This is a genomic window from Streptomyces sp. NBC_00328, from assembly GCF_036139655.1.
Taxonomy (GTDB): Bacteria; Actinomycetota; Actinomycetes; order Streptomycetales; family Streptomycetaceae; genus Streptomyces.
This window is the reverse complement of the sequence record NZ_CP108013.1, coordinates 7,232,522-7,253,590: the sequence shown is the minus strand read 5'-3', so window position 1 is coordinate 7,253,590 and position 21,069 is coordinate 7,232,522. Positions and strand designations below refer to the sequence as shown.

Genomic DNA, 21,069 nt, shown 5'->3' with positions numbered 1-21,069 from the left:
ACCGCTAAACCCCTCCTGACCTGCATGTATGCGAGCCAGGAGGGGTTCGGCTTCGCCTGTGGGATTTCGCCCCCTGCCGCTCCCCCGCCGTCATAATGGAGGCATGTCCTCCAGCCCACAGCACCCCGCACCCGCTCCGAGCGGCTTCTCGGGCGCGGTCGCCGAGGAGCTCGCGCTGTACCGGGAGAAGTTCTGCCGTCGCCTGCCGGAGTCGCTGGACGAGTTGCACGGCCCGACCCAGGGGGTCGTGGAACTACCGCCGCACATGGCCTGGTCCGGAATGACGTCGTACGACGTGAGCAAGCCTCGCCAGCGCATGGGCCTGTACCGCACCGTCCTGCACGAGGGTCTGCGCGACGATCTGCCCCTCTACCTCGACCAGGACCTGCTCCTCCAGCTGTGGCCGGTGCTGCGCACCCTCGTCGGCCGCACCGTGCGCACCGTCTGGGAAGACGCCTTCTCCCAACTCGCCTCACGCACCCGGGCAGCCGCGTGACGGACATGCCGAAGCTGCACAAGTCCACGCCTGCGGTTCAACGTTGCAGGGCCTCGGCGAACTCGCGCACTGATAGCTTCGCGCCCATGATCGTGTATCCGTTGTGGCATGTCGGCCACCAGAACGAAGCCGGCGACGACGGCTCGACAGTGCACGTCGATGAGAACGGCGTGTTCTGCGACGAGATGGACGGCGACGACGTAAAGCTGCTCGGTATCTACTCAACCCTCGAACGGGCTGAAGAGCGTATGCGTCAGGCTCGGCTGCTACCAGGCTTCCGTGATGAACCGGAGTGCTTCTACTTCGACCCCTGCGAGCTCGATGAGGGCGACTGGACCGAGGGCTTCGTTCGCGTTCCACCGGGCGAGTAGGCCGGTGGGCGGAGTCCCGGCGGAATGCCGTTCCGTGGTCACGTAAGCCCCAGGAGGACGCGACACCTTTGTTGCGGTTGGCGAACTGCCTTGCCCCATACCTGGGCAGGGCAGTTCGGCATGCGCCTGTCCCGTCCGGGGCGTCAGCCGTCCAGGCCCTCGATGCCCTCGGATGCCTTCGATGTCCTCGGGAGAAGCGAGCCGGTCGGCCGACAGCCGGGTGTTCTCCGACAGGGTCGGAAAACCCGGGCGCGGCGGGCCGTCCCGCCATGTGATGATCTTGCCGGTGCACCGGGACCGCCGGTGCGTCAGTCGCGTCATCACACCCTTGGGGGTAGCAATGAGACTGTTCTCTGCTGGACGCCCGTTACGTCTCAGATCCGGCGCCGCCGTGGTGGTGGCAGGCCTGCTGACCGCCGGTCTCGCCGCGCCCGCGTTCGCCGACGCCGACCCGCCGCAGACCGACCAGTTGTGGATCCACGAGCCGTACGAGCAGACGCTGCCGCTCGGCACCGACGGCGGCCTGCCGCAGTCCCGGACCCTCGGCCTCGGCCTCTACCACGACAACGAGAACTTCACGGTGACCGACGGCAGGCTCACCGTCGACATCTCCGGCCTCGCCGGGGTCGCCGAGGTGACCTGGCCTGACAATTGCACGCCGAGCGGCACGAGTGCGGTGTGCGACGTTCCCGTGGTTCCCGCGATCGGGGGCGACTACAAGGACCAGGTGTTCCTGACGGTGCGCGCGGCCGATGGCGCCGCTGTCGGCGCGCAGGGAAGGATCACCTACGAGGCGACGGCCACCGGCGGCCCCAACGGCACGCTCACCGCACCGCACAAGAGCTTCGACACCACGCTCACCGTGGGCTCCGGGCCCGACCTCGCCATAGCTCCCGTCACCGACATCGAGGACGGTCAGCCCGGTGACGAGCGGACGATCCCGTTCAAGGTCACCAACAACGGCAACAAGAGCGCGAACGGGGTCAGCGTCAAGCTGTACGCCTCGTACGGCCTGACGGATCTGACCCGGTACGACGCCTGCACCTACACCACGACGAACGACGGCGACTACGCGCCGTCGAACAAGGCGGTCTGCACGTTCGACCAGGTGCTGGCGCCGGGAGACTCCTTCGAGCTGCCCGAGCCGCTGACGGTGCGACTCGCCCCGCACGCGCTGAACGAGCGGCTCGACATCGATGTCGAGCCGGGTGACGGCGCCCAGGACCTCGACTCCCAGAACGACTACGCGGTCCTCCAGATCGGCGCGGAGAACACGGCGGACTTCTCCGTCACCGGTGACACCGTCTCCGGCGCGGCGGGTACGACGGCCACGGCCAAGCTCACGTTCAAGAACAACGGCCCGGCCTGGTTCGGCAACCTCGGCTCCGGCGACCCGGTCGCCAAGGTCCGGCTGATCGTGCCCGAGGGCACCACGGTCACCGGCGTGCCGTCCGGCTGCGTCCCGCACACCCTCGCCGGCGGCTACTACCCGAAGCAGACGGGCGCCCCTCGCTACGACTGCAACCTGCGGTACTGGGTGCTGGAGAACACCCAGCGCACGTTCGCGTTCTCCGTGCGCATCGACACCGTGGTGCCCGGCGCGACCGGTGCCGTGAGCATCCACCCCGCGTTCGGCGAGTTCGGGACGTACCCGTTCGACTTCGACCCGGATCTCACGAACAACACGGCGGTCCTGGCCGTCAACTGACCGGCCCGGAGGTTCGCAGGACGGCCTGAGCCGGCCTGTGCCTGGCGGGTGGGGTGTTCCGTACCGCTGATAGCGGTACGGAACACCCCGGACGCCACCGGGCGAACGATGCCCCGACCGAACTGGGCGGCGACCTTCGCCGGAACCACCATGCGATACAGGCCTTCGCCGGCAGCGGTCGCCGTGGCCGCCACAGAGCCTGGGTGTCGCACGGGCCCGGTCCCGGGCGTTGGTGAGCGCCCGCTCAGCCCTGTACGACGGTGATGTCCTGCTCCCGGGTCGCGTGGACCGAGGGCAGGGGGAGGCCGGTGGCGCTGATGTCGAACACCGTGGCCTCGACACGCGCCGGTCCCGGGACGAGGATTCTGGGCGCTCTCTTCTCCGAGTTGCTCCAGCGGTGCTCCGCGCCGTCGCAGACCGCCGAGGAGCCGCCGACGGGGCGGCTGACCAGGGGATCGCCCTGGGACACCGTGGAGGACACGAACACGGGCCCGGCGGCGCCCGTGCAGCGGTAGGTGCCGGAGAGGGTGATGGTGCCGTCGGCGGCGACCGTGCCGGTCTCGACGGTCACCTCGTCGGAGGGGGTGGACCGGGCGACGGCGGACGGGGCGAGAAGCAGGAGCAGCGCGGCACCGGCGGCCGCGCCGACGGCCTGGCGGAACAACATGGGATACCTCCGGGAGCAGGAACCTGGACAGGGCGCTCAACAGGTACCGGTCCGAGGCGCCGAGGGCGGTGATCATCACCCCTTTGGTGGCGAGTTGGCACCGTCCGTCCTGGGGACGTCAGAGAGTTGTCCTCGTGTTGTCACGCTTCTCGTCCGGGTGTTCCGATCGGTTCGCCGCGCGCGCATGGTCTGTACATGCGAGGGCGACGACAGCGCCGCCGACACTCTTCGCATCCCACGTGGAGGTGCACCATGTGTTCCCACCGGTCTTCGTGCCCGTCCGCGGACGCCTCCGCCCCGCACATCGTCTCCGCCCATCCCGAGCAGGGCTGGAACCTGCTGTGCAACGGCGCGATCGTCTTCGACGACAGCGGCGAACTGCTCCCCGACGGCAGCGTGATCGCTCCGCACCGGGTGTTCGCCGGCCAACTGGCCGTCGCGGCCTGATCCCCGCTCGCCGCCTCGCCCCGCGGTCCTACGCCAGTACGGCGAAGCCGTCGAGTTCGACCAGCGCCTGCTCGTCCCACAGGCGCACCGCGCCGACGACGGCCATCGCGGGGTAGTCGCGGCCCGCCAACCGGCGCCAGACACGGCCCAGTTCGGCCGCGTGGGCACGGTAGTCGGCGACGTCCGTCGCGTAGACCGTGACCCGGGCGAGGTCCGCGGGAGCGCCGCCCGCCGCGCGCAGCGCGGTCAGCAGATTGGCCAGCGCCCTCTCGAACTGCTGGGGCAGGGTCTCCCCCACCACCTTGCCGTCCACGTCCAGCGCGGTCTGTCCGGCCAGGAAGACCAGCCGGGAGCCGGTGGCGACCACGGCGTGGGAGAAGCCGGCCGCCGGGGAGAGCTCGGGCGGATTCACGCGCTCGGCGGTCACCTGGATGCCTTTCGTTCCGGACGCCTATTCACCCGGATGCCTTTCGCTCCGGCGCCCAGTCGCCTGAACACCTTTCCTTCCGGGCACCGAGTCACCTGGACACCCTTTCTTCGGCACGCTCGGCCGTTCGGTACAACTCCTTGGCGATGATGGTCCGTTGGACCTCACTGGCGCCCTCGTAGATACGCGGCGCGCGCACCTCGCGGTAGAGGTGTTCGAGGAGATGCCCTCGGCGCAGGGCGCGGGCGCCGTGCAGCTGGACGGCCGCGTCGACGACGTACTGGGCCGTCTCCGTCGCGAGCAGTTTCGCCATCGCCGCCCGCCGGGGTACGTCCGTGGCCCCCTCGTCGTACGCCGCCGCGGCCGCGTACACCATCAGGCGGGCGGCCTCGGTGCGCAGCGCCATCTCGGCGACCTGGTGGGCCACGGTCTGGAGGTCCTTCAGCGGGCCGCCGAACGCCTCGCGCCGCGCCGTGTGCGCGAGGGCCGCGTCCAGCGCGGCCTGCGCCATGCCGACGGCGAAGGCGCCCACGCTCGGCCGGAAGAGGTTGAGGGTGTTCATGGCGACCCGGAACCCGTGACCGGGCTCGCCGAGGACGTCGTCGGCCGTGACGGGTACGGCGTCGAAGGCGAGGGCGCCGATGGGGTGCGGGGAGAGCATGTCGAGCGGGGTGCCGGTGAGGCCGGGGCGGCCGGCGGGGACGAGGAAGGCGGTGACACCGCGGGCACCGGCGTCGGGCGTGGTCCGCGCGAAGACGGTGTAGAGGTCGGCCTCGGGGGCGTTGGAGATCCAGCACTTCTCGCCGGTGAGCCGCCAGCCGCCGGTGCCGTCCGCGTCCGCCCGGAGTGCCAGCGCGGCCGCGTCCGAACCCGCGCCGGGCTCGCTCAGGGCGAAGGCCGCCACAGCGGAGCCGTCGGTGACCCGGGGCAGCCAGTGCGCGCGCTGGGCCGCGGTGCCGTACGCGTGGACGGGATGGGCGCCGAGCCCCTGGAGAGCCAGCGCCGTCTCGGCCTCGGTGCAGACCTGGGCCAGGGACTCGCGCATGAGGCAGAGGTCAAGGGCACCGGAGGTGAACAGGCGGGAGAGCAGGCCGAGCCGGCCCAGTTCGGCGACGAGCGGCCGGTTGACGTGGCCCGGTTCCCCCTTGTCGGCCAGGGGGCGCAGTCGCTCCGCGGCCAGCGCGCGCAGCTCGGCACACCAGGCGGTCTGCCCCGGATCGAGCGAGAATGCGGTCATTGCCCGTCCCCTCTCCCCATCGGACGCCACCCACGTTATCGCGAACCGTTGACTGTCGTCACCAACACGATACGCTCCTTGTGCGAGCCCACCACGACGCCCACCGAGGCAGCCCGTCAAGGCAAGGGGGCGAGACGCCATGGACCTTGTGGATCCCCTGGATCCCGCAGACACTCCGGGGCCGGCACGTTCGGCCCACGTCGACACCTTCGCGCGCGACCACCTCCCGCCCCCCGGGCAGTGGCCCGAACTCCGCTTCGGCCTGCCTGAGCTGCGCTACCCCGACCGGCTCAACTGCGCCGTCGAGCTCCTCGCGGACACCGACCCCGGACGCCCGGTGTTCCGTACGCCGTCCGGCGCACCGTGGACCTACGGACAGCTCCGCGCCCGTGTGGACCGGATCGCCCATGTGCTGACCGGCGAGCTGGGTGTCGTGCCGGGCAACCGGGTGCTGCTGCGCGGCCCGACCACACCGTGGCTCGCGGCGTGCTGGCTGGCGGTGCTGAAGGCGGGCGCGGTCGCCGTCACGGTGCTCGCGCAGCAGCGGCCGCACGAACTGAGCACGATGTGCTCGATCGCCCGGGTGACCCACGCCCTGTGCGACGTCCGCTCGGTCGACGACCTGGTCAAGGCGGAGGTTCCCGGACTGCGGGTCACCACGTACGGCGGTGACGCGCCCGGCGATCTGCTGCTGCGGATCACCGGCGCCCCGGGCGAGCCCTTCGACGCGGTGGACACGGCCGCCGACGATGTGGCGCTGATCGCGTTCACCTCGGGCACCACCGGCCGGCCCAAGGGCTGTATGCACTTCCACCGCGATGTGCTGGCGATCGCGGACACGTTCTCGAAGCATGTGCTGCGGCCGCGCGAGGACGATGTCTTCGCGGGCAGTCCTCCGCTGGGTTTCACGTTCGGGCTCGGCGGTCTCGTGGTCTTCCCGCTGCGCGCCGGCGCCTGTTCCCTGCTGCTCGAACAGGCGGGCCCCCGACAGCTGTTGCCCGCGATCGCCGAGCACCGGGTCTCCGTGCTGTTCACCGCGCCGACCGCCTACCGGGCGATGCTGGCGGAACTGGCGGAAGCGGAAGCGGACGGGCACGACATCGGGTCGCTGCGGCGCTGTGTGTCCGCCGGCGAGAACCTTCCCGCCGCGACCTGGCGGGACTGGCAGGAGCGCACCGGGCTCGGCATCATCAACGGCATCGGCGCCACCGAGCTGCTGCACATCTTCATCTCCGCCGCCGACGGCGACATCCGCCCCGGCGCGACGGGCGTACCCGTGCCGGGCTGGCACGCGCGCGTGGTCGACGCCGGCGGGACGCCGGTGCCGGACGGCGAGCCCGGTCTGCTCGCCGTGCGCGGCCCGGTCGGCTGCCGGTATCTCGCCGACCCCCGCCAGCGGGAGTACGTACGCGGCGGCTGGAACATCACCGGTGACACCTATGTCCGCGACCCCGACGGCTACTTCCGCTATGTGGCCCGCGCCGACGACATGATCATCTCGGCGGGGTACAACATCGCGGGCCCCGAGGTCGAGGACGCGCTGCTGCGGCACCCGGACGTCCTGGAGACGGCCGTCGTCGGGCAGTCCGACGAGGCGCGCGGGCAGATCGTGGTGGCCTACGCCGTGCTCAAGGAGGGCGCCCGCCGGGACGCCGAAACGCTGCGCGCCTTCCTCAAGTCCGAGCTGGCTCCGTACAAATGCCCCCGCGAGATCGTCTTCCTGGACGCCCTGCCACGGACCGCCACGGGCAAGCTCCAGCGGTTCAGGCTGCGGGAGGAAAGCCGTTCCGACGGCACGACCGGCATCCCCTCGGTCTCCGTGCCCGGGGAACCTGCCTCCGTGCCCGGGGTGTCGGCCTCCGCTGCCGGGGACGGCTTGTCCGCGGACGGCGATCCCAAGTGATCTTCGCGCACTAGAGTGATCAACGTGTCAGAGCACCACGCCCCCCGGTCCCTCATCGTCACTTTCTACGGCGCCTACGGCCGTTTCACGCCCGGCCCGGTGCCGGTGGCCGAGTTGATCCGGCTCCTCGCCGCGGTCGGCGTGGACGCGCCCTCGGTGCGCTCGTCGGTCTCCCGGCTCAAGCGCCGCGGGCTGCTGGAGCCGGCGCGCACCGCGGCGGGCGCGGCCGGGTACGCGTTGTCGCCGGACGCACGGCAGTTGCTCGACGACGGTGACCGCAGGGTGTACGCGACCGCACCTCCCGAGAACGGCGGCTGGGTGCTCGCCGTGTTCTCCGTGCCCGAGTCGGAGCGGCAGAAACGGCACGTCCTGCGCTCGCGGCTGGCCGGTCTCGGCTTCGGCACGGCGGCCCCCGGTGTGTGGATCGCCCCGGCGCGGCTGTACGAGGAGACCCGGCACACCCTGGAACGGCTGCGGCTCGACGGGTACGTGGAGCTGTTCCGGGGCGAGCATCTGGGGTTCGCCGCGACGGCCGACGCGGTGGCGCGCTGGTGGGACCTGACCGCGATCGCCAAGGAGCACGAGGCGTTCCTCGGCCGGCACGCGCGGGTGCTGCACACCTGGGAGGAGCGGACGGACACCCCGCCCGAGGAGGCGTACCGCGACTACCTGCTCGCTCTCGACTCCTGGCGCCATCTCCCCTACACCGACCCGGGGTTGCCCGCGGCCCTGCTCCCCGAGGGCTGGCCCGGGGCCCGCTCGGCCACCGTCTTCCGGGCACTCCACGAGCGACTGCGGGACGCGGGCGCGGAGTTCGCCGGGGTGCCTCCGTGGCCGGGGCACCCCGACACGCTCACGTACCCAGGGTGAGCCGGGGTCTGGGGGCGTCGGTGCGGCCGGTCTGGGGGCGGCGGCTGCCCGCGCGGTAGGGCATCGGCCAATCGGCGCCCGGTCCTTCGTAGCCTTGCTCGGCCGCCGCGTGCAGCGTCCAGTTCGGGTCGTACAGGTGCGGTCTGGCGAGCGCGCACAGGTCGGTACGACCGGCCAGGATCAGGGAGTTGACGTCGTCCCAGGACGAGATCGCGCCGACGGCGATGACCGGGATCCCCGTCTCGTGACGGATCCGGTCCGCGTACGGCGTCTGGTAGGAGCGGCCGTACTCGGGGCGCTCCTCCGCCACCACCTGGCCGGTCGACACGTCCACCGCGTCGGCGCCGTGCGCGGCGAAGGCCCGTGCGATCGCCACCGCGTCGTCCCCGGTGGTGCCGCCCTCGGCCCAGTCCGTGGCGGAGATGCGTACGGTCATCGGCCGTTCCGCGGGCCACACCGCCCGCACCGCGTCGAACACTTCGAGCGGGAAGCGCAGCCGCTTGTCCAGCGATCCGCCGTACGCGTCGGTCCGCAGGTTGGTCAGCGGGGAGAGGAAGCCGGAGAGCAGGTAGCCGTGGGCGCAGTGCAGTTCGAGGAGGTCGAAACCGCAGCGGGCCGCGCGGCAGGCGGCCGCGGTGAACTGCTCGCGCAGATCGGTGAGCTGGGCGCGCGACAGCTGGCGGGGGGTCTGGCTGTCCGGCTTGTACGGGAGCGGGGAGGCGGCCACGAGCGGCCAGTTGCCGTCCGGCAGGGGTTCGTCGATGCCCTCCCACATCAGCCGCGTGGAGCCCTTGCGTCCGGCGTGGCCGAGCTGGAGGCCGATCGCCGTGCCCGGTGCCTGACGGTGCGTGAAATCCACGATCCGCCGCCATGAGTCGGCCTGCCGGGCGGTGTAGATGCCCGCACAGCCGGGCGTGATGCGGCCCTCCGCGCTGACGCACACCATCTCGGTCATGACCAGTCCCGCGCCGCCCAGGGCCCGCGCGCCGAGGTGGACGAGATGGAAGTCGCCGGGGACGCCGTCCACGGCCGAGTACATGTCCATCGGTGAGACGACGACCCGGTTGCGCAGGGTCAGGCCGCGCAGCCGGAACGGGGTGAACATCGGCGGGGTGCCGGGCGGACAGCGGAACTCACGCTCGACCGCGGCCACGAAGCGCGGATCGCGCAGCCGCAGGTTGTCGTGCGTGACGCGGCGGCTGCGGGTGAGGAGGTTGAACGCGAACTGCCGGGTGGGCTGGCCGAGATAGCGGCCGAGGTTCTCGAACCAGTCGAGGCTGGCGCGGGCGGCCCGCTGGGTGGAGGCGACGACCGGGCGCCGCTCCTCCTCGTAGGCCGCCAACGCCTCTGCCGGCGAGGGCTGTTCCTCCAGACAGGCGGTCAGCGCGAGCGCGTCCTCGACGGCGAGCTTCGTACCGGAGCCGATGGAGAAGTGCGCGGTGTGCGCCGCGTCGCCGAGCAGGACCAGATTACCGTGCGACCAGCGGTCGTTGACGATCGTACGGAAGGTCGTCCACGTCGATTTGTTGGCGCGCAGCGGGCGTCCGCCGAGCGCGTCCGCGAAGATCTTGCCGCACCGCTCGATGGACTCCTGCTCGTCGAGGTCCGCGAACCCGGAGGCGCGCCACACCTCTTCGCGCATCTCGACGATGACGGTGGAGGCGTCGGCCGAGTACGGGTAGCCGTGGAGCTGCATCACGCCGTGCTCGGTCTCGGCGATCTCGAAGCGGAAGGCGTCGAAGGCGAAGTCGGCCGCGAGCCAGATGTAGCGGCAGCGGTGCTCCTCGACGGACGGGCGGAACCACTGCGCGTGGGCCGCGCGCGTGAGGCTGTGCACACCGTCGGCGGCGACGACGAGGTCGTAGGCCGCCATGAGTTCGTCCACGGGCGGGGCCTCGGCCGAGAAGCGCAGGTCGACACCGAGCGAGCGGCAGCGTTCGTGCAGGATCTCCAGGAGCCGGCGCCGTCCGAGCGCCGCGAAGCCGTGGCCGCCGGAGGTGTGCCGCACTCCGCGGTGCACGATGTCGATGTCGTCCCAGCGGACGAACTCGGCCTGGAGCGCCGCGTACACGACCGGGTCGGCGTGTTCGATGCCGCCGAGGGTCTCGTCGGACAGGACGACGCCGAAACCGAAGGTGTCGTCGGGCGCGTTGCGTTCCCAGACGGTGATCTCGCGGTCCGGGTCCAGGCGTTTGAGGAGGGCCGCCGCGTAGAGCCCGCCGGGGCCACCGCCGATCACCGCGACCCGCCTCGCGCCGGCCTTCACGCGCATCCCGGGCTCACCTCCCCTGCCACTTCGGGGCCCGCTTCTCGGTGAAGGCGGCGTGGAACTCGGTGTAGTCCTCGCCGTTCATCAGCAGGGCCTGGGTCGCGGCGTCCAGTTCGACGGCGGCCGCGAGCGGCATGTCCAGCTCGGCGGTGAGCAGCGCCTTCGTCTGGGCGTACGCGAGGGCCGGACCGTCGGCGAGACGGCGGGCCAGCGCCTGGGCGCCCTCGTCGGCGTGCCCCTCGTCGGTGAGTTCGCTGATCAGCCCGATGCGTTCGGCCTCGGGCGCGCGCACCGGGTCGCCGAGCATCAGCAGCCGGGTCGCGTGTCCGAGCCCGACCACCCGGGGCAGCAGATAGGCCGCGCCCATGTCGCCGCCGGACAGCCCGACCCGGGTGAAGAGGAAGGCGAAGCGGGCGCTCGGGTCGGCCACCCGGAAGTCCGCGGCCAGCGCCAGCACGGCTCCGGCGCCCGCCGCCACGCCGTGCACCGCGGCGATCACCGGGAACGGGCATTCCCGTACGGCCCTGACGACCTGCCCGGTCATCCGGTTGAAGTCGAGGAGCTGGGCGGTGTCCATGGAGAGGGTCGCGCCGATGATCTCGTCGACGTCGCCGCCGGAACAGAATCCGCGGCCCTCGCCCGCGAGCACCAGGGCCCGCACGGACCGCTCGCGGGACAGCTCGGCGAGCAGGTCGCGCAGGTCGGCGTAGGCACCGAAGGTGAGCGCGTTGAGTTTCTCGGGGCGGGCCAGGGTGACCGTGGCGACGCCGTCGGTGAGCTCGTACCTCAGATGCTGCCAGTCGGCGGTGCGGCCGGCGGAGCCGGTGAAGGGACTCATGGCGGGCGGCCTCCTAGGGCGGGGGCGACGCGATACGGCTGTCCCACCAATTTATCACTCATTCGTGACTGTCGTCATGAGCGCGCGATAAAGCAGATTGACCACGAGTCGCGAAGGGCGGCCCGCGCGCCGTGACGAAACGGCCACAGGCCGTGAACGGGGGCGCGAGGGGACCGTGGTCCGTCACCGCGTCACGGATTGTCGATAGCCGTGTAACGGCGGGGCCGGAGGCGGGAGGAGGGCCGTTTGTCCGGGTACACAGTCCGTATCGGACCGAACGTCCCGAAAGGAGGCCTTGTCCCCTCCGGAACGCATCGGCCGACGTCCCCGAACAGTCCGCCGAGCGCGTTCACCCGATGGCGCCGTACCATTCCTTAGGTTGTAAGCAGGACAGCCTGCTCCACGAACGGACCCGCCTTGTACGACACCCCAGCACCCGCCTCCTGGCGCATCGCGCTGCCGCACACCGTCGCGGCCGTGCCGGTCGCCCGCGCCCTGGTCCGCACGGCACTCGCGGAACGGAAGCACGCGGCCGACAGCGACACCGCCGAGCTGCTCACCGCGGAGCTGGTCGCCAACGCGGTCGAGCACACCGCGGGCGACGGACCGATAGAGCTGGTCGTGGAACTGATGCCGACCGGCTGCCGGGTCGAGGTGCACGACCCGGACCCGGAGCCGCCCCTCGATCTGACGCTGCCGCACCCGCCCGGCGAGCCGGACCCCTGGCAGGAGCACGGGCGCGGCCTGCTGCTGCTCCGCGCCCTCAGCTCGGCCTGCGGGCACCGCCCCACCGACTCGGGCAAGGCGGTCTGGTTCAGACTGCCCGTGATTCCCGCCCAGCGGCAGCCGGCGCTGTAGCGGCCCGCACGGGAAACACGGGACACGCGCGTCACCCGCAGAGACGTACGGATGTACGGGCCTGCGGGCTACGGGCCTGGGGATCTACGGGCCTGCGGGCCCACGGAAAGATCAGGCCAGCGTGGCGACCATGATCGCCTTGATGGTGTGCAGCCGGTTCTCGGCCTGGTCGAAGACGACGGAATGCGCCGACTCGAAGACCTCGTCGGTGACCTCCAGCGAGTCGAGTCCGTACACCTCGTACAGCTCGCGGCCGACCCGGGTGCCGAGGTCGTGGAAGGCCGGCAGGCAGTGCAGGAACCTGACGTCCGGGTTCCCGGTGGCGCGCAGTACGTCCATGGTCACGGCGTACGGGACCAGGGCACCGATGCGCTCGGCCCACACCTCCTTGGGCTCCCCCATGGAGACCCAGACGTCGGTGGCCACGAAGTCGGCGCCCCGCACGCCCTCGCCCACCTGCTCGGTGAGGGTGACGCTGCCGCCGCTCTTCGCGGCGAGTTCGCGGGCCTTCGCGACGATCTCGTCGTCCGGCCAGTAGGCCTGGGGGGCCACTATCCGCACATCCATGCCGAGCAGCGCGCCGGTGATCACGTACGAGTTGCCCATGTTGAAACGGGCGTCACCCATGTAGGCGAAGACGATCTCATCGACCGGCTTGGCGCAGTGCTCGGTCATGGTGAGGACGTCGGCCAGCATCTGGGTGGGGTGCCATGCGTCGGTGAGACCGTTGTAGACCGGCACTCCGGCGTGGGCGGCCAGCTCCTCCACCGCGGACTGGCTGTCGCCGCGGTACTCGATCGCGTCGAACATGCGGCCAAGCACACGGGCGGTGTCCTTCACGGACTCCTTGTGACCCATCTGCGAGCCGGTCGGGTCCAGATACGTCGTCGAGGCACCCTGGTCCGCGGCCGCGACCTCGAAGGCGCAGCGGGTACGCGTCGAGGTCTTCTCGAAGATCAGCGCGATGTTCCTGCCCTGGAGATACCGGGTCTCCGCCCCGGTCCTCTTGGCCGCCTTGAGCCCGGCGGCCAGCTCGACCAGGCCGAGGAACTCCTCCTCCGTGAAGTCCAGCTCCTTGAGGAAGTGACGGCCGGCGAGGGCGGTCGGGACTGTCGCCATGGGGGAGCTCCAGGGATGACGGGGACGAGGACGGGACCGGACGCCTGAAATTCTATACGACCCTCAGCATTTATATGCGGCCTATCGTTCGAATCCGCGCCGACTTCGTTCGACGACCCGCGCGGGCCCCTACACGGGGTCCCGTACGACGGGGCAGCTCATGCAGCGGGGGCCGCCCCTCCCCCTGCCCAGCTCGCTGCCCGGGATCTCGATCACCTCGATGCCCTGCTTGCGCAGATGGGTGTTGGTGGTGGAGTTGCGCTCGTAGGCGATCACGACTCCCGGCTCGACGGCGAGGACGTTGCAGCCGTCGTCCCACTGCTCCCGTTCGGCCGCGTGCACGTCCTGCGTGGCGGTCAGGACCCGGATCTCATTGAGGCCGAGCGCCGCCGCGATGGCGCGGTGCATGTGCTCCGGGGGGTGGTCGGTGACCTTCAGTTCCTTGTCCCCCACGCCCGGCTCGATGGTGTACGAGCGGAGCATGCCGAGCCCGGCGTACTGCGTGAAGATGTCGCCGTCGACCATCGTCATCACCGTGTCGAGGTGCATGAGCGCACGCCGCTTGGGCATGTCGAGCGCCACGATGGTGCGGGCCGAGCCGGCCGCGAACAGCTTGTGGGCGAGCATCTCGACGGCCTGGGGCGTCGTCCGCTCGCTCATGCCGATGAGCACCGCGCCGCTGCCGATGACGAGGACGTCGCCGCCCTCGATGGTGGACGGGTAGTCCGCCTGCCCCTCCGACCAGAGCTTGAAGTGCTCGCCGCGGAACAGCGGGTGATGCCGGTAGATCGCCTCGAAGTGCACGGTCTCGCGCTGCCGGGCCGGCCAGCGCATGGCGTTGATGGAGACCCCGTCGTAGATCCAGGCGGAGGTGTCACGGGTGAAGAGGTGGTTGGGCAGCGGCCGCAGGAGGAAGTCGTCCAGGTCCATGACGTGGAAGCGCACGGAGGTGGGCTCCGCGTGCGCGTCCAGGAACTCGCGCTTGGTCATGCCGCCGACGAGCACGGACGCCAGTTCCGGGGCGGGCATGGCCTCGAAGGCGGCCCGGAGATGACCGGTGGCGAGCGGACCGTACTCCTTCTCGTCGAAGACCCGGTCCAGGACGAGCGACCTGGCCTCCCCGATGGCCACGGTCTCGGTGAGCAGGTCGCCGAAGAGGTGGACGGTGACCCCACGGTCGCGCAGCACGTCGGCGAACCCGTCGTGTTCCGCGCGCGCCCGGCGCACCCACAGCACGTCGTCGAAGAGGAGCGCGTCCTTGTTGCTGGGGGTGAGCCTTTTGAGCTCGAGATCGGGCCGGTGCAGGATGACGCGGCGCAGCCGCCCGGCCTCGGAGTCGACATGGAATCCCATGCCTCCATCCTGACCATCCGGACGCGTGTTCACCCGTGGATCGCCCGAGCCGCACCGCATTCATTTCGTCCCCTTGACGATAAGCCTGCCCGTTCGTTATCGTCTCAGTGACGACAATGAACGACGTGGAGCCGCCGGGACAGCCCGGCGTCGAGGGGGTACACATGGCCGACATCACGCGACGCCTGGGCTGGCGCCATCTGCGCGGGGCACCCACCGCCCATGTCCGGCACCACCGGTCGGGACAGCTGGTCCACGACGGCCCCGGACTCAGCTTCTGGTACCGCTCGCTGACCGCGGCGCTCTCCGAAGTCCCCGTCGACGACCGCGAGCTGGCGATGACCTTCCATGCCCGTACGTCCGACTTCCAGGATGTCGCGGTGCAGGCGACCGTCACCTACCGGATCAGCGACCCCGCGGTCGCCGCCTCTCGCATCGACTTCTCCATAGACCCCGACTCCGGCGCCTGGCGCGGCGCCCCGCTGGAGCAGCTGGGCTCGCTGCTGACCGAGACGGCCCAGCAGCACGCGCTCGACGTGCTCGCCCGTACGACGCTGGCGTCCGCGCTGGTCGACGGCGTCGCGGCGGTGCGGGAGCGGATCGCGGACGGCCTCGCCGCCGAGCCCCGGCTGCCGGCCACCGGCATCGAGGTGGTCGCGGTGCGGGTCGTCGCGCTGCGCCCGGAGCCCGAGGTGGAACGGGCGCTGCGCACCCCCGCCCGCGAGCAGATCCAGCAGGACGCGGACAAGGCCACGTACGAGCGCCGGGCCGTCGCGGTCGAGCGGGAGCGGGCCATCGCCGAGAACGAGCTCGCCAGCCGGATCGAACTCGCGCGACGCGAGGAGCAGTTGGTCGACCAGCAGGGCACGAACGCCCGCCGTGAGGCGGAGGAACACGCGGCGGCGGACGCGGTGCGCGCCGGGGCGGAGGCGGCCCGCACGGTCCGGCTGGCCGAGGCGGAGGCCACCCGGTCGCTGCGGCTCGCCGAGGCGGAGGCCACGCGCAAGGTGCGGCTCGCGGGGGCCGAGGCGCAGGCGGCGCGCGAGGTCGGCGCGGCCCGGGCCGAGGCTCAGGCGGCCTGGCTGCGGGTCCACGGCGACGTCGACGTCGCCACGCTGCACGCCCTGACCGGGACCCGGCTCGCGGAGAACCTGCCGCGGATCGAGAACCTCACCGTCTCGCCCGACGTCCTCACCGGGCTGCTCGCCAAGCTGGGCAACGGGGCCGCCGGGGAACAGGCGTGAGTCTCGCGCCCCGGGTCGTCCTCGTCCACCGGACCACCGAGTACGAGGAATTGACGGCCCGTCACGGCACGCACGGGCAGGCGGCGTTCTTCCTGTCCTCGCGCGGCCGGGACATCGCGGAGGTCGCCGAACGGCACCGGCGGGCCCGTGAGGCGCTGTCCGCGGTCGTGGCGGCCGTTCCGCTGACCTGGCGTCAGGCACGCGTGGAGCGTTCCGACCTGGACCGGTTCCTGTTCGCGCCGGAGGACGTGGTGGTCGTGGTCGGCCAGGACGGGCTGGTCGCGAACGTCGCCAAGTACCTGGAGGGTCAGCCGGTGGTGGGCATCGACGCCGACCCCGGGCGCAATCCGGGCGTGCTGGTGCGGCACCGGCCGGGGGACGCGGGCGCGCTGCTCGCCTCGGCGCAGGGGGGCAGCGCCGACGAGCTGACCATGGTCGAGGCGGTCGCGGACGACACGCAGCGGCTGGTCGCGCTCAACGAGATCTATCTGGGAGCCGCGGGCCATCAGACGGTCCGCTATCGGCTGGGGCTCGACGAGTACGGGGGTGCCGTCGAGCCCCAGGCGTCCTCCGGGGTGCTGGTGGGGACCGGGACCGGGGCCACCGGCTGGCTCCGGTCGGTGTGGCAGGAGCGGGGCGAGCGGCTTCCTCTGCCGGGGCCGACGGACGAGCGCCTGCTCTGGTTCGTCCGCGAGGCCTGGCCGTCGCCGGCCACGGGCACCTCGCTCGTGGGCGGCGAGCTCACCGGGGCCGGGCGGCTGTCCCTCACGGTGGAGTCGGACCGGCTCATCGTGTTCGGGGACGGGATGGAGGGGGATGCGGTGGAACTGGTCTGGGGCCAGACCGTGCGGGTGGGGGTGGCCGGGGTTCGGCTCCGCCTGGTCGGCTGAGGGTCGCTCCGCTCCCTCGCCGACCGGCTGCGCCGAACCCCGCCGGGCCCCGCCGCCCCGGACCGGGCTCCCCCCGGCGGGGTGTGTCGCGTGTGCCCCGGTGGGGCGGGTTCGGCTGCGGGCCCGGCGGGGGCGGGCCGCGCAGTTCCCCGCGCCCCTTACGGGGCTACCACCGGGGTCGGTGACTACCAACCCCAGCGGGTACACGGTTCGACTGCCGGCCCAGTGGGGGCCGGGCGCGCAGTTCCCCGCGCCCCCAGCCAAGCCCGGCCGGGGGCAAGGGAGTGACCCCGCTACAGGCGGGGGTCCACCGGTTCGGATTCCAGGGAGAGGACTCCGAAGACCGCCTCGTGGACGCGCCACAGGGGCTCGCCCTCGGCCAGGCGGTCCAGCGCTTCGAGGCCGAGTGCGTACTCGCGGATGGCCAGGGACCGCTTGTGGTTGAGGAAGCGGCCGCGCAGCCGGGCCAGGTTCTCCGGGCGGGTGTACTCCGGACCGTAGATGATCCGCAGGTACTCGCGGCCCCGGCACTTGATGCCGGGCTGTACCAGGCGTCCCTGACCGGTGCGCGCCACGGCTCCGACCGGCTTCACGACCATGCCCTCGCCGCCGCGGCCGGTCATCTCCAGCCACCAGTCGACACCGGCCCGCACCGACTCCGGGTCACCGGTGTCGACGAAGAGCCGCCGCGTGGTGTGCAGCAGTCCGCTCCCGTCGTTCTCCACGAGCCGGTCGATCAGGGCGAGTTGCTCGTCGTGCGGCAGCCCGGCGAGGCTCCGGCCCTGGACGGCCAGGATCTGGAACGGTGCGAGGCGGACGCCTTCGAGGCCGTCCGTCGTCCAGCAGTAGCGGCGGTACGCGTCCGTGAACGCCTGCGCGTCCGCGGCCCGTCCACGCTGGCGCGCCAGCAGGTCCGTGACGTCGACGTCTCGCGCCGCCGCCCCTTCGAGCGCGGTCAGCACTCCCGGGAACACCGCCCCGGACGCGGCGCCGACAGCGGCGTACTGACTGCGCAGCAGCCCGGACGCCTTCAGCGACCACGGCATCAACTCGGCGTCCAGCAGCACCCAGTCGGTGCCCAGCTCCTCCCACAGCCCGGCCTCGGTCGCGGCGGCGCGCACCCGGCCGAGGATCTCCTCGGTGACGGAGGCGTCGTCGAAGAAGGGCCGTCCGGTCCGGGTGTACAGCGACCCGGTGGGGCCGTCGACGCCGAACCGCTCGCGGGCCGCGTCCGCGTCCCGGCAGACCAGGGCCACCGCCCGCGACCCCATGTGCTTCTCCTCGCACACGACCCGCTCGACCCCGTCCTCCCGGTACTGGGCGAAGGCCTCGGCGGGGTGCTCCAGATAGCCGTCGAGGTGCGAGGTCGCGGTCGGCGCCATGGTCGGCGGGAGGTACGGGAGCAGCCGCGGGTCCACCGCGAAACGGCTCATGACCTCCAGTGCGGCCGCCGCGTTCTCCTCACGGACGGCCACCCGTCCGGCGTGCCGGGTCTCGACGGCCCTGCGGCCGTGCACGTCCGCGAGGTCCAGCGGACGGCCCTCGTGACCGCCCGGCGCCTCGGTGGCCAGCGGCTTGGCCGGCTCGTACCAGACCCGCTCGGCGGGTACGTCGACGAGCTCGCGCTCCGGCCAGCGCAGGGCGCTGAGCTTGCCGCCGAACACGGCACCGGTGTCCAGGCAGATGGTGTTGTTGAGCCAGGTGGCCGTGGGGACCGGGGTGTGCCCGTACACCACCGCAGCGCGGCCCCGGTAGTCCTCCGCCCACGGATAGCGCACGGGCAGCCCGAACTCGTCGGTCTCCCCGGTCGTGTCGCCGTACAGCGCGTGCGAGCGCACCCGGCCCGAGGTGCGGCCGTGGTACTTCTCCGGCAGGCCGGCGTGGCAGACGACGAGGCGTCCGCCGTCGAGGACGTAGTGACTGACAAGGCCGTCGACGAACTCCCTTACCGTGGACCGGAATTCCTCGCTCTCCGCGTCCAGCTGCTCGATGGTCTCGGCGAGTCCGTGCGTGTGCTGGACCTGGCGGCCCTTGAGATGGCGGCCGAGCTTGTTCTCGTGGTTGCCGGGCACGCACAGGGCGTTGCCCGAACCGACCATGGACATCACGCGGCGCAGCACGCCGGGCGAGTCCGGACCGCGGTCGACGAGGTCGCCCACGAAGACGGCCGTACGGCCCTCGGGGTGCACGCCGTCGACGTAGCCGAGCTTGCCGAGCAGGCTCTCCAGCTCCGAGGCGCAGCCGTGGATGTCGCCCACGATGTCGAAGGGGCCGGTGAGGTGGGTCAGGTCGTTGAACCGCTTCTCGGTCACCACCGACGCGTTCTCGATGTCCGCGACCCCGCGCAGGACGTGCACCTTGCGGAAGCCCTCACGCTCCAAGGAGCGCAGCGAGCGCCGCAGTTCACGGATGTGGCGCTGGATCACGCGGCGCGGCATCCCGGCGCGGTCGGTGCGGGCCGCGTTGCGCTCGGCGCAGACCTCCTCGGGCACGTCGAGCACGATGGCGATGGGCAGCACGTCGTACTTCTTGGCGAGTTCGATGAGCTGGCGGCGGCTGTCCTGCTGGACGCTGGTGGCGTCGACGACGGTCCGGCGGCCGGCCGCGAGCCGCTTGCCCGCGATGTAGTGCAGGACGTCGAAGGCGTCGCCGCTGGCGCTCTGGTCGTTCTCGTCGTCGGCGACCAGGCCCCGGCAGAAGTCGCTGGAGATGACCTCCGTCGGCTTGAAGTGCCGTCGGGCGAAGGTCGACTTGCCGGAACCCGAGGCGCCGATGAGCACCACGAGGGAGAGGTCGGTGACGGGCAGGACACGTCCCTGTGCGGTGTGCTCGCTCATGCGGCCTTCTCCTCCTTCGCGTTCGGGGTTCCGGTCGTGCCGGCCGTACTCGTGGCCAGGGTGAAGACGGCCATCTGGGTGGGCGGGCCGACCTCGGGGTCGTCGAGGCCGACAGGGGTGAACTCCACGTCGTAGCCGTGCCGTCCGGCGACCGCGCGGGCCCAGGAGCGGAACTCCTCGCGGGTCCACTCGAACCGGTGGTCGCCGTGCCGGGAGTGGCCGGCGGGCAGGGTCTCCCAGCGGACGTTGTACTCGACGTTCGGGGTCGTCACGAGGACGGTCCGCGGACGGGCGGAGCCGAACACCGCGTATTCCAGGGCGGGAAGCCGGGGCAGGTCGAGGTGCTCGATCACCTCGCTGAGCACAGCGGCGTCGTAGCCCTTGAGACGGCGGTCGGTGTAGGCGAGCGAACCCTGGAGGAGCTGGACGCGCGCGGCCTGGCGCTCGCCCATGCGGTCCAGCTTGAGGCGGCGCGAGGCGATGGTGAGCGCGCGTATGGACACGTCGACCCCGACGATCTCGGTGAACCGGACGTCCTTGAGCAGGGCGTGCACCAACTGGCCCTGGCCGCAGCCGAGATCGAGGACGCGGCTAGCGCCGGACGCGTGCAGCGCGGCGAGGATCGCGTCCCGGCGCTGCACGGCGAGCGGTACCGGCTTCTCCTCGGTGTCGGTCTCCTCGTCGACGGCGTTGTCGATCTCCTCGACCGCGAGGTCGTCGGTCTCGGCGAGCCGGGCGAGTTCGAGCCGCTCCATGGCCTCCCGGGTCAGCGACCAGCGCCGGGAGAGATAGCGGCTGGTGATCAGCTTCTGCTCCGGGTGGTCCGGCAGCCAGCCCTCGCCGGCCCGCAGCAGCTTGTCGACCTCGTCGGAGGACACCCAGTAGTGCTTGGCGTCGTCGAGGACCGGGAGCAGCACGTACAGGTGCCGCAGGGCCTCGGCGAGCGTCAGCTCCTCCGACGCCAGCTCCAGCCGTACGTAGCGGGAGTCGCCCCACTCCGGGAAGCGCTCGTCGAGCGGCACCGGCTCGGCCGTCACCGTCCAGCCGAGCGGCTCGAAGAGCCCTCGGACGAGGCCGGCGCCACCGCGCGCGGGCAGCGCGGGCACCTCGACGCGCAGCGGTCTGGTCTCGGCCGGCAGCTCGGGCCTGGCGGTGCACTGGCCCTTCATCGCGGTGGAGAACACGGCGCTGAGCGCCACGGCGAGCAGCGAGGACGCGGCGTACGGGCGGTCGTTGACATACTGCGCGAGTGCGGCGTCGGGTGCGCCGCCGCGCCCCTTCCCCTTGCCTCGCCTGACCAGCGCCACCGGGTCGACCTCCAGGAGCAGGGCGGCCGTGCACCGCTCGGCTGTCGCCTCGGGGTACAGCACATGCGCCGTGCCGTACGAGGTCGAGAACTTCTGCGCGTTGTCCGGATGCTTGTGCAGCAGAAAGCCGAGGTCGGTCGCGGGCCGCTCTGGGGTCCCGGTGGTACTGATCGTCAGGAACACGGTGTGTCTGCCTCGAAACGTCTTCTGAGCCGTGGACCCGGCGGG

At 71.7% G+C, this 21,069-nt stretch carries 17 protein-coding genes and 1 pseudogene; 9 read left to right on the top strand and 9 right to left on the bottom strand.

Features of this window, described 5'->3' with window-relative positions:
• Positions 1-103 precede the first annotated feature (103 nt).
• From OG485_RS31825 to OG485_RS44070, 3 genes and pseudogenes are all read left to right on the top strand, one after another.
• On the top strand, positions 104-496 hold the full coding sequence (locus OG485_RS31825) for a hypothetical protein (protein WP_328672026.1): 393 nt from the start codon (positions 104-106) through the stop codon (positions 494-496).
• Positions 497-582: 86 nt separating this feature from the next.
• Entirely contained in the window at positions 583-867 is a 285-nt protein-coding gene (locus tag OG485_RS31820) for a DUF7336 domain-containing protein (protein ID WP_328672025.1), read from the top strand.
• Between the two features lie 172 nt (positions 868-1,039).
• A pseudogene (locus OG485_RS44070) lies at positions 1,040-2,107 on the top strand (hypothetical protein); the annotation flags it as partial.
• A 712-nt stretch (positions 2,108-2,819) separates the two neighbouring features.
• Here the strand turns inward: OG485_RS44070 and OG485_RS31810 are convergent.
• Positions 2,820-3,242 (bottom strand): DUF6299 family protein, encoded by a 423-nt coding sequence (locus OG485_RS31810; RefSeq protein ID WP_328672023.1) that lies wholly within the window; start codon positions 3,240-3,242, stop codon positions 2,820-2,822.
• Between the two features lie 252 nt (positions 3,243-3,494).
• Between OG485_RS31810 and OG485_RS31805 the strand changes: the two genes are divergently transcribed.
• A complete protein-coding gene (locus OG485_RS31805) occupies positions 3,495-3,689 on the top strand; it encodes a DUF5999 family protein (protein WP_328672022.1) in 195 nt (64 codons plus the stop codon).
• A 28-nt stretch (positions 3,690-3,717) separates the two neighbouring features.
• Here the strand turns inward: OG485_RS31805 and OG485_RS31800 are convergent, their stop codons facing one another.
• Positions 3,718-4,116, bottom strand: a complete 399-nt coding sequence (locus OG485_RS31800; RefSeq protein WP_328672021.1) for a RidA family protein — start codon at positions 4,114-4,116, stop codon at positions 3,718-3,720.
• A 91-nt stretch (positions 4,117-4,207) separates the two neighbouring features.
• A complete protein-coding gene (locus OG485_RS31795) occupies positions 4,208-5,353 on the bottom strand; it encodes an acyl-CoA dehydrogenase family protein (RefSeq protein ID WP_328672020.1) in 1,146 nt (381 codons plus the stop codon).
• Between the two features lie 139 nt (positions 5,354-5,492).
• Between OG485_RS31795 and OG485_RS31790 the strand changes: the two genes are divergently transcribed.
• The gene (locus OG485_RS31790) at positions 5,493-7,256 is read left to right on the top strand and encodes an AMP-binding protein (RefSeq protein WP_328672019.1); all 1,764 of its coding nucleotides are present in this window, start codon (positions 5,493-5,495) and stop codon (positions 7,254-7,256) included.
• A 15-nt stretch (positions 7,257-7,271) separates the two neighbouring features.
• Positions 7,272-8,126 (top strand): PaaX family transcriptional regulator, encoded by an 855-nt coding sequence (locus OG485_RS31785; RefSeq protein ID WP_328672018.1) that lies wholly within the window; start codon positions 7,272-7,274, stop codon positions 8,124-8,126.
• On the opposite strand, the gene OG485_RS31780 is transcribed toward OG485_RS31785, so the two are convergent.
• Positions 8,110-10,398 carry a bifunctional salicylyl-CoA 5-hydroxylase/oxidoreductase gene (locus OG485_RS31780; protein WP_328672017.1) on the bottom strand — a complete coding sequence of 763 codons (2,289 nt, stop codon included), beginning with the start codon at positions 10,396-10,398 and terminating at the stop codon, positions 8,110-8,112. The genes OG485_RS31785 and OG485_RS31780 overlap by 17 nt on opposite strands.
• 7 nt (positions 10,399-10,405) lie before the next feature.
• Complete coding sequence (locus OG485_RS31775) at positions 10,406-11,233, bottom strand: enoyl-CoA hydratase family protein (RefSeq protein WP_328672016.1); 828 nt, start codon at positions 11,231-11,233, stop codon at positions 10,406-10,408.
• A 417-nt stretch (positions 11,234-11,650) separates the two neighbouring features.
• On the opposite strand from OG485_RS31775, the gene OG485_RS31770 reads away from it, so the two are divergent.
• On the top strand, positions 11,651-12,091 hold the full coding sequence (locus tag OG485_RS31770) for an ATP-binding protein (protein ID WP_328672015.1): 441 nt from the start codon (positions 11,651-11,653) through the stop codon (positions 12,089-12,091).
• A 111-nt stretch (positions 12,092-12,202) separates the two neighbouring features.
• On the opposite strand, the gene argF is transcribed toward OG485_RS31770, so the two are convergent.
• Together argF and OG485_RS31760 are read right to left on the bottom strand one after the other, a co-directional pair.
• A complete protein-coding gene (gene argF / locus OG485_RS31765; protein ID WP_328672014.1) occupies positions 12,203-13,210 on the bottom strand; it encodes an ornithine carbamoyltransferase in 1,008 nt (335 codons plus the stop codon).
• A gap of 129 nt (positions 13,211-13,339) precedes the next feature.
• Positions 13,340-14,563 carry an arginine deiminase gene (locus tag OG485_RS31760; protein ID WP_328672013.1) on the bottom strand — a complete coding sequence of 408 codons (1,224 nt, stop codon included), beginning with the start codon at positions 14,561-14,563 and terminating at the stop codon, positions 13,340-13,342.
• Positions 14,564-14,727: 164 nt separating this feature from the next.
• Between OG485_RS31760 and OG485_RS31755 the strand changes: the two genes are divergently transcribed.
• Together OG485_RS31755 and OG485_RS31750 are read left to right on the top strand one after the other, a co-directional pair.
• A complete protein-coding gene (locus OG485_RS31755) occupies positions 14,728-15,807 on the top strand; it encodes an SPFH domain-containing protein (RefSeq protein WP_328674739.1) in 1,080 nt (359 codons plus the stop codon).
• The gene (locus OG485_RS31750; RefSeq protein ID WP_328672012.1) at positions 15,804-16,697 is read left to right on the top strand and encodes a hypothetical protein; all 894 of its coding nucleotides are present in this window, start codon (positions 15,804-15,806) and stop codon (positions 16,695-16,697) included. Before OG485_RS31755 ends, OG485_RS31750 begins: the two co-directional genes overlap by 4 nt.
• Before the next feature lie 293 nt (positions 16,698-16,990).
• Here OG485_RS31750 and OG485_RS31745 read toward each other — a convergent pair whose 3' ends face one another.
• Positions 16,991-19,534: a polynucleotide kinase-phosphatase gene (locus tag OG485_RS31745; RefSeq protein ID WP_328672011.1), complete on the bottom strand. Its 2,544-nt coding sequence runs from the start codon at positions 19,532-19,534 to the stop codon at positions 16,991-16,993.
• Positions 19,531-21,024: a 3' terminal RNA ribose 2'-O-methyltransferase Hen1 gene (locus OG485_RS31740; protein WP_328672010.1), complete on the bottom strand. Its 1,494-nt coding sequence runs from the start codon at positions 21,022-21,024 to the stop codon at positions 19,531-19,533. The genes OG485_RS31745 and OG485_RS31740 overlap by 4 nt, the downstream gene beginning before the upstream one ends.
• Between the last annotated feature and the right edge of the window lie 45 nt (positions 21,025-21,069).

Bases quoted from the DNA above. Each gene is read 5' to 3' on its own strand.
- OG485_RS31825 (WP_328672026.1), top strand. From the start codon at position 104: ATGTCCTCCAGCCCACAGCACCCCGCACCCGCTCCGAGCGGCTTCTCG.
- OG485_RS31820 (WP_328672025.1), top strand. From the start codon at position 583: ATGATCGTGTATCCGTTGTGGCATGTCGGCCACCAGAACGAAGCCGGC.
- OG485_RS31810 (WP_328672023.1), bottom strand. From the start codon at position 3,242: ATGTTGTTCCGCCAGGCCGTCGGCGCGGCCGCCGGTGCCGCGCTGCTC.
- OG485_RS31805 (WP_328672022.1), top strand. From the start codon at position 3,495: ATGTGTTCCCACCGGTCTTCGTGCCCGTCCGCGGACGCCTCCGCCCCG.
- OG485_RS31795 (WP_328672020.1), bottom strand. From the start codon at position 5,353: ATGACCGCATTCTCGCTCGATCCGGGGCAGACCGCCTGGTGTGCCGAG.
- OG485_RS31790 (WP_328672019.1), top strand. From the start codon at position 5,493: ATGGACCTTGTGGATCCCCTGGATCCCGCAGACACTCCGGGGCCGGCA.
- OG485_RS31780 (WP_328672017.1), bottom strand. From the start codon at position 10,398: ATGCGCGTGAAGGCCGGCGCGAGGCGGGTCGCGGTGATCGGCGGTGGC.
- OG485_RS31775 (WP_328672016.1), bottom strand. From the start codon at position 11,233: ATGAGTCCCTTCACCGGCTCCGCCGGCCGCACCGCCGACTGGCAGCAT.
- argF (WP_328672014.1), bottom strand. From the start codon at position 13,210: ATGGCGACAGTCCCGACCGCCCTCGCCGGCCGTCACTTCCTCAAGGAG.
- OG485_RS31760 (WP_328672013.1), bottom strand. From the start codon at position 14,563: ATGGGATTCCATGTCGACTCCGAGGCCGGGCGGCTGCGCCGCGTCATC.
- OG485_RS31755 (WP_328674739.1), top strand. From the start codon at position 14,728: ATGGCCGACATCACGCGACGCCTGGGCTGGCGCCATCTGCGCGGGGCA.
- OG485_RS31745 (WP_328672011.1), bottom strand. From the start codon at position 19,534: ATGAGCGAGCACACCGCACAGGGACGTGTCCTGCCCGTCACCGACCTC.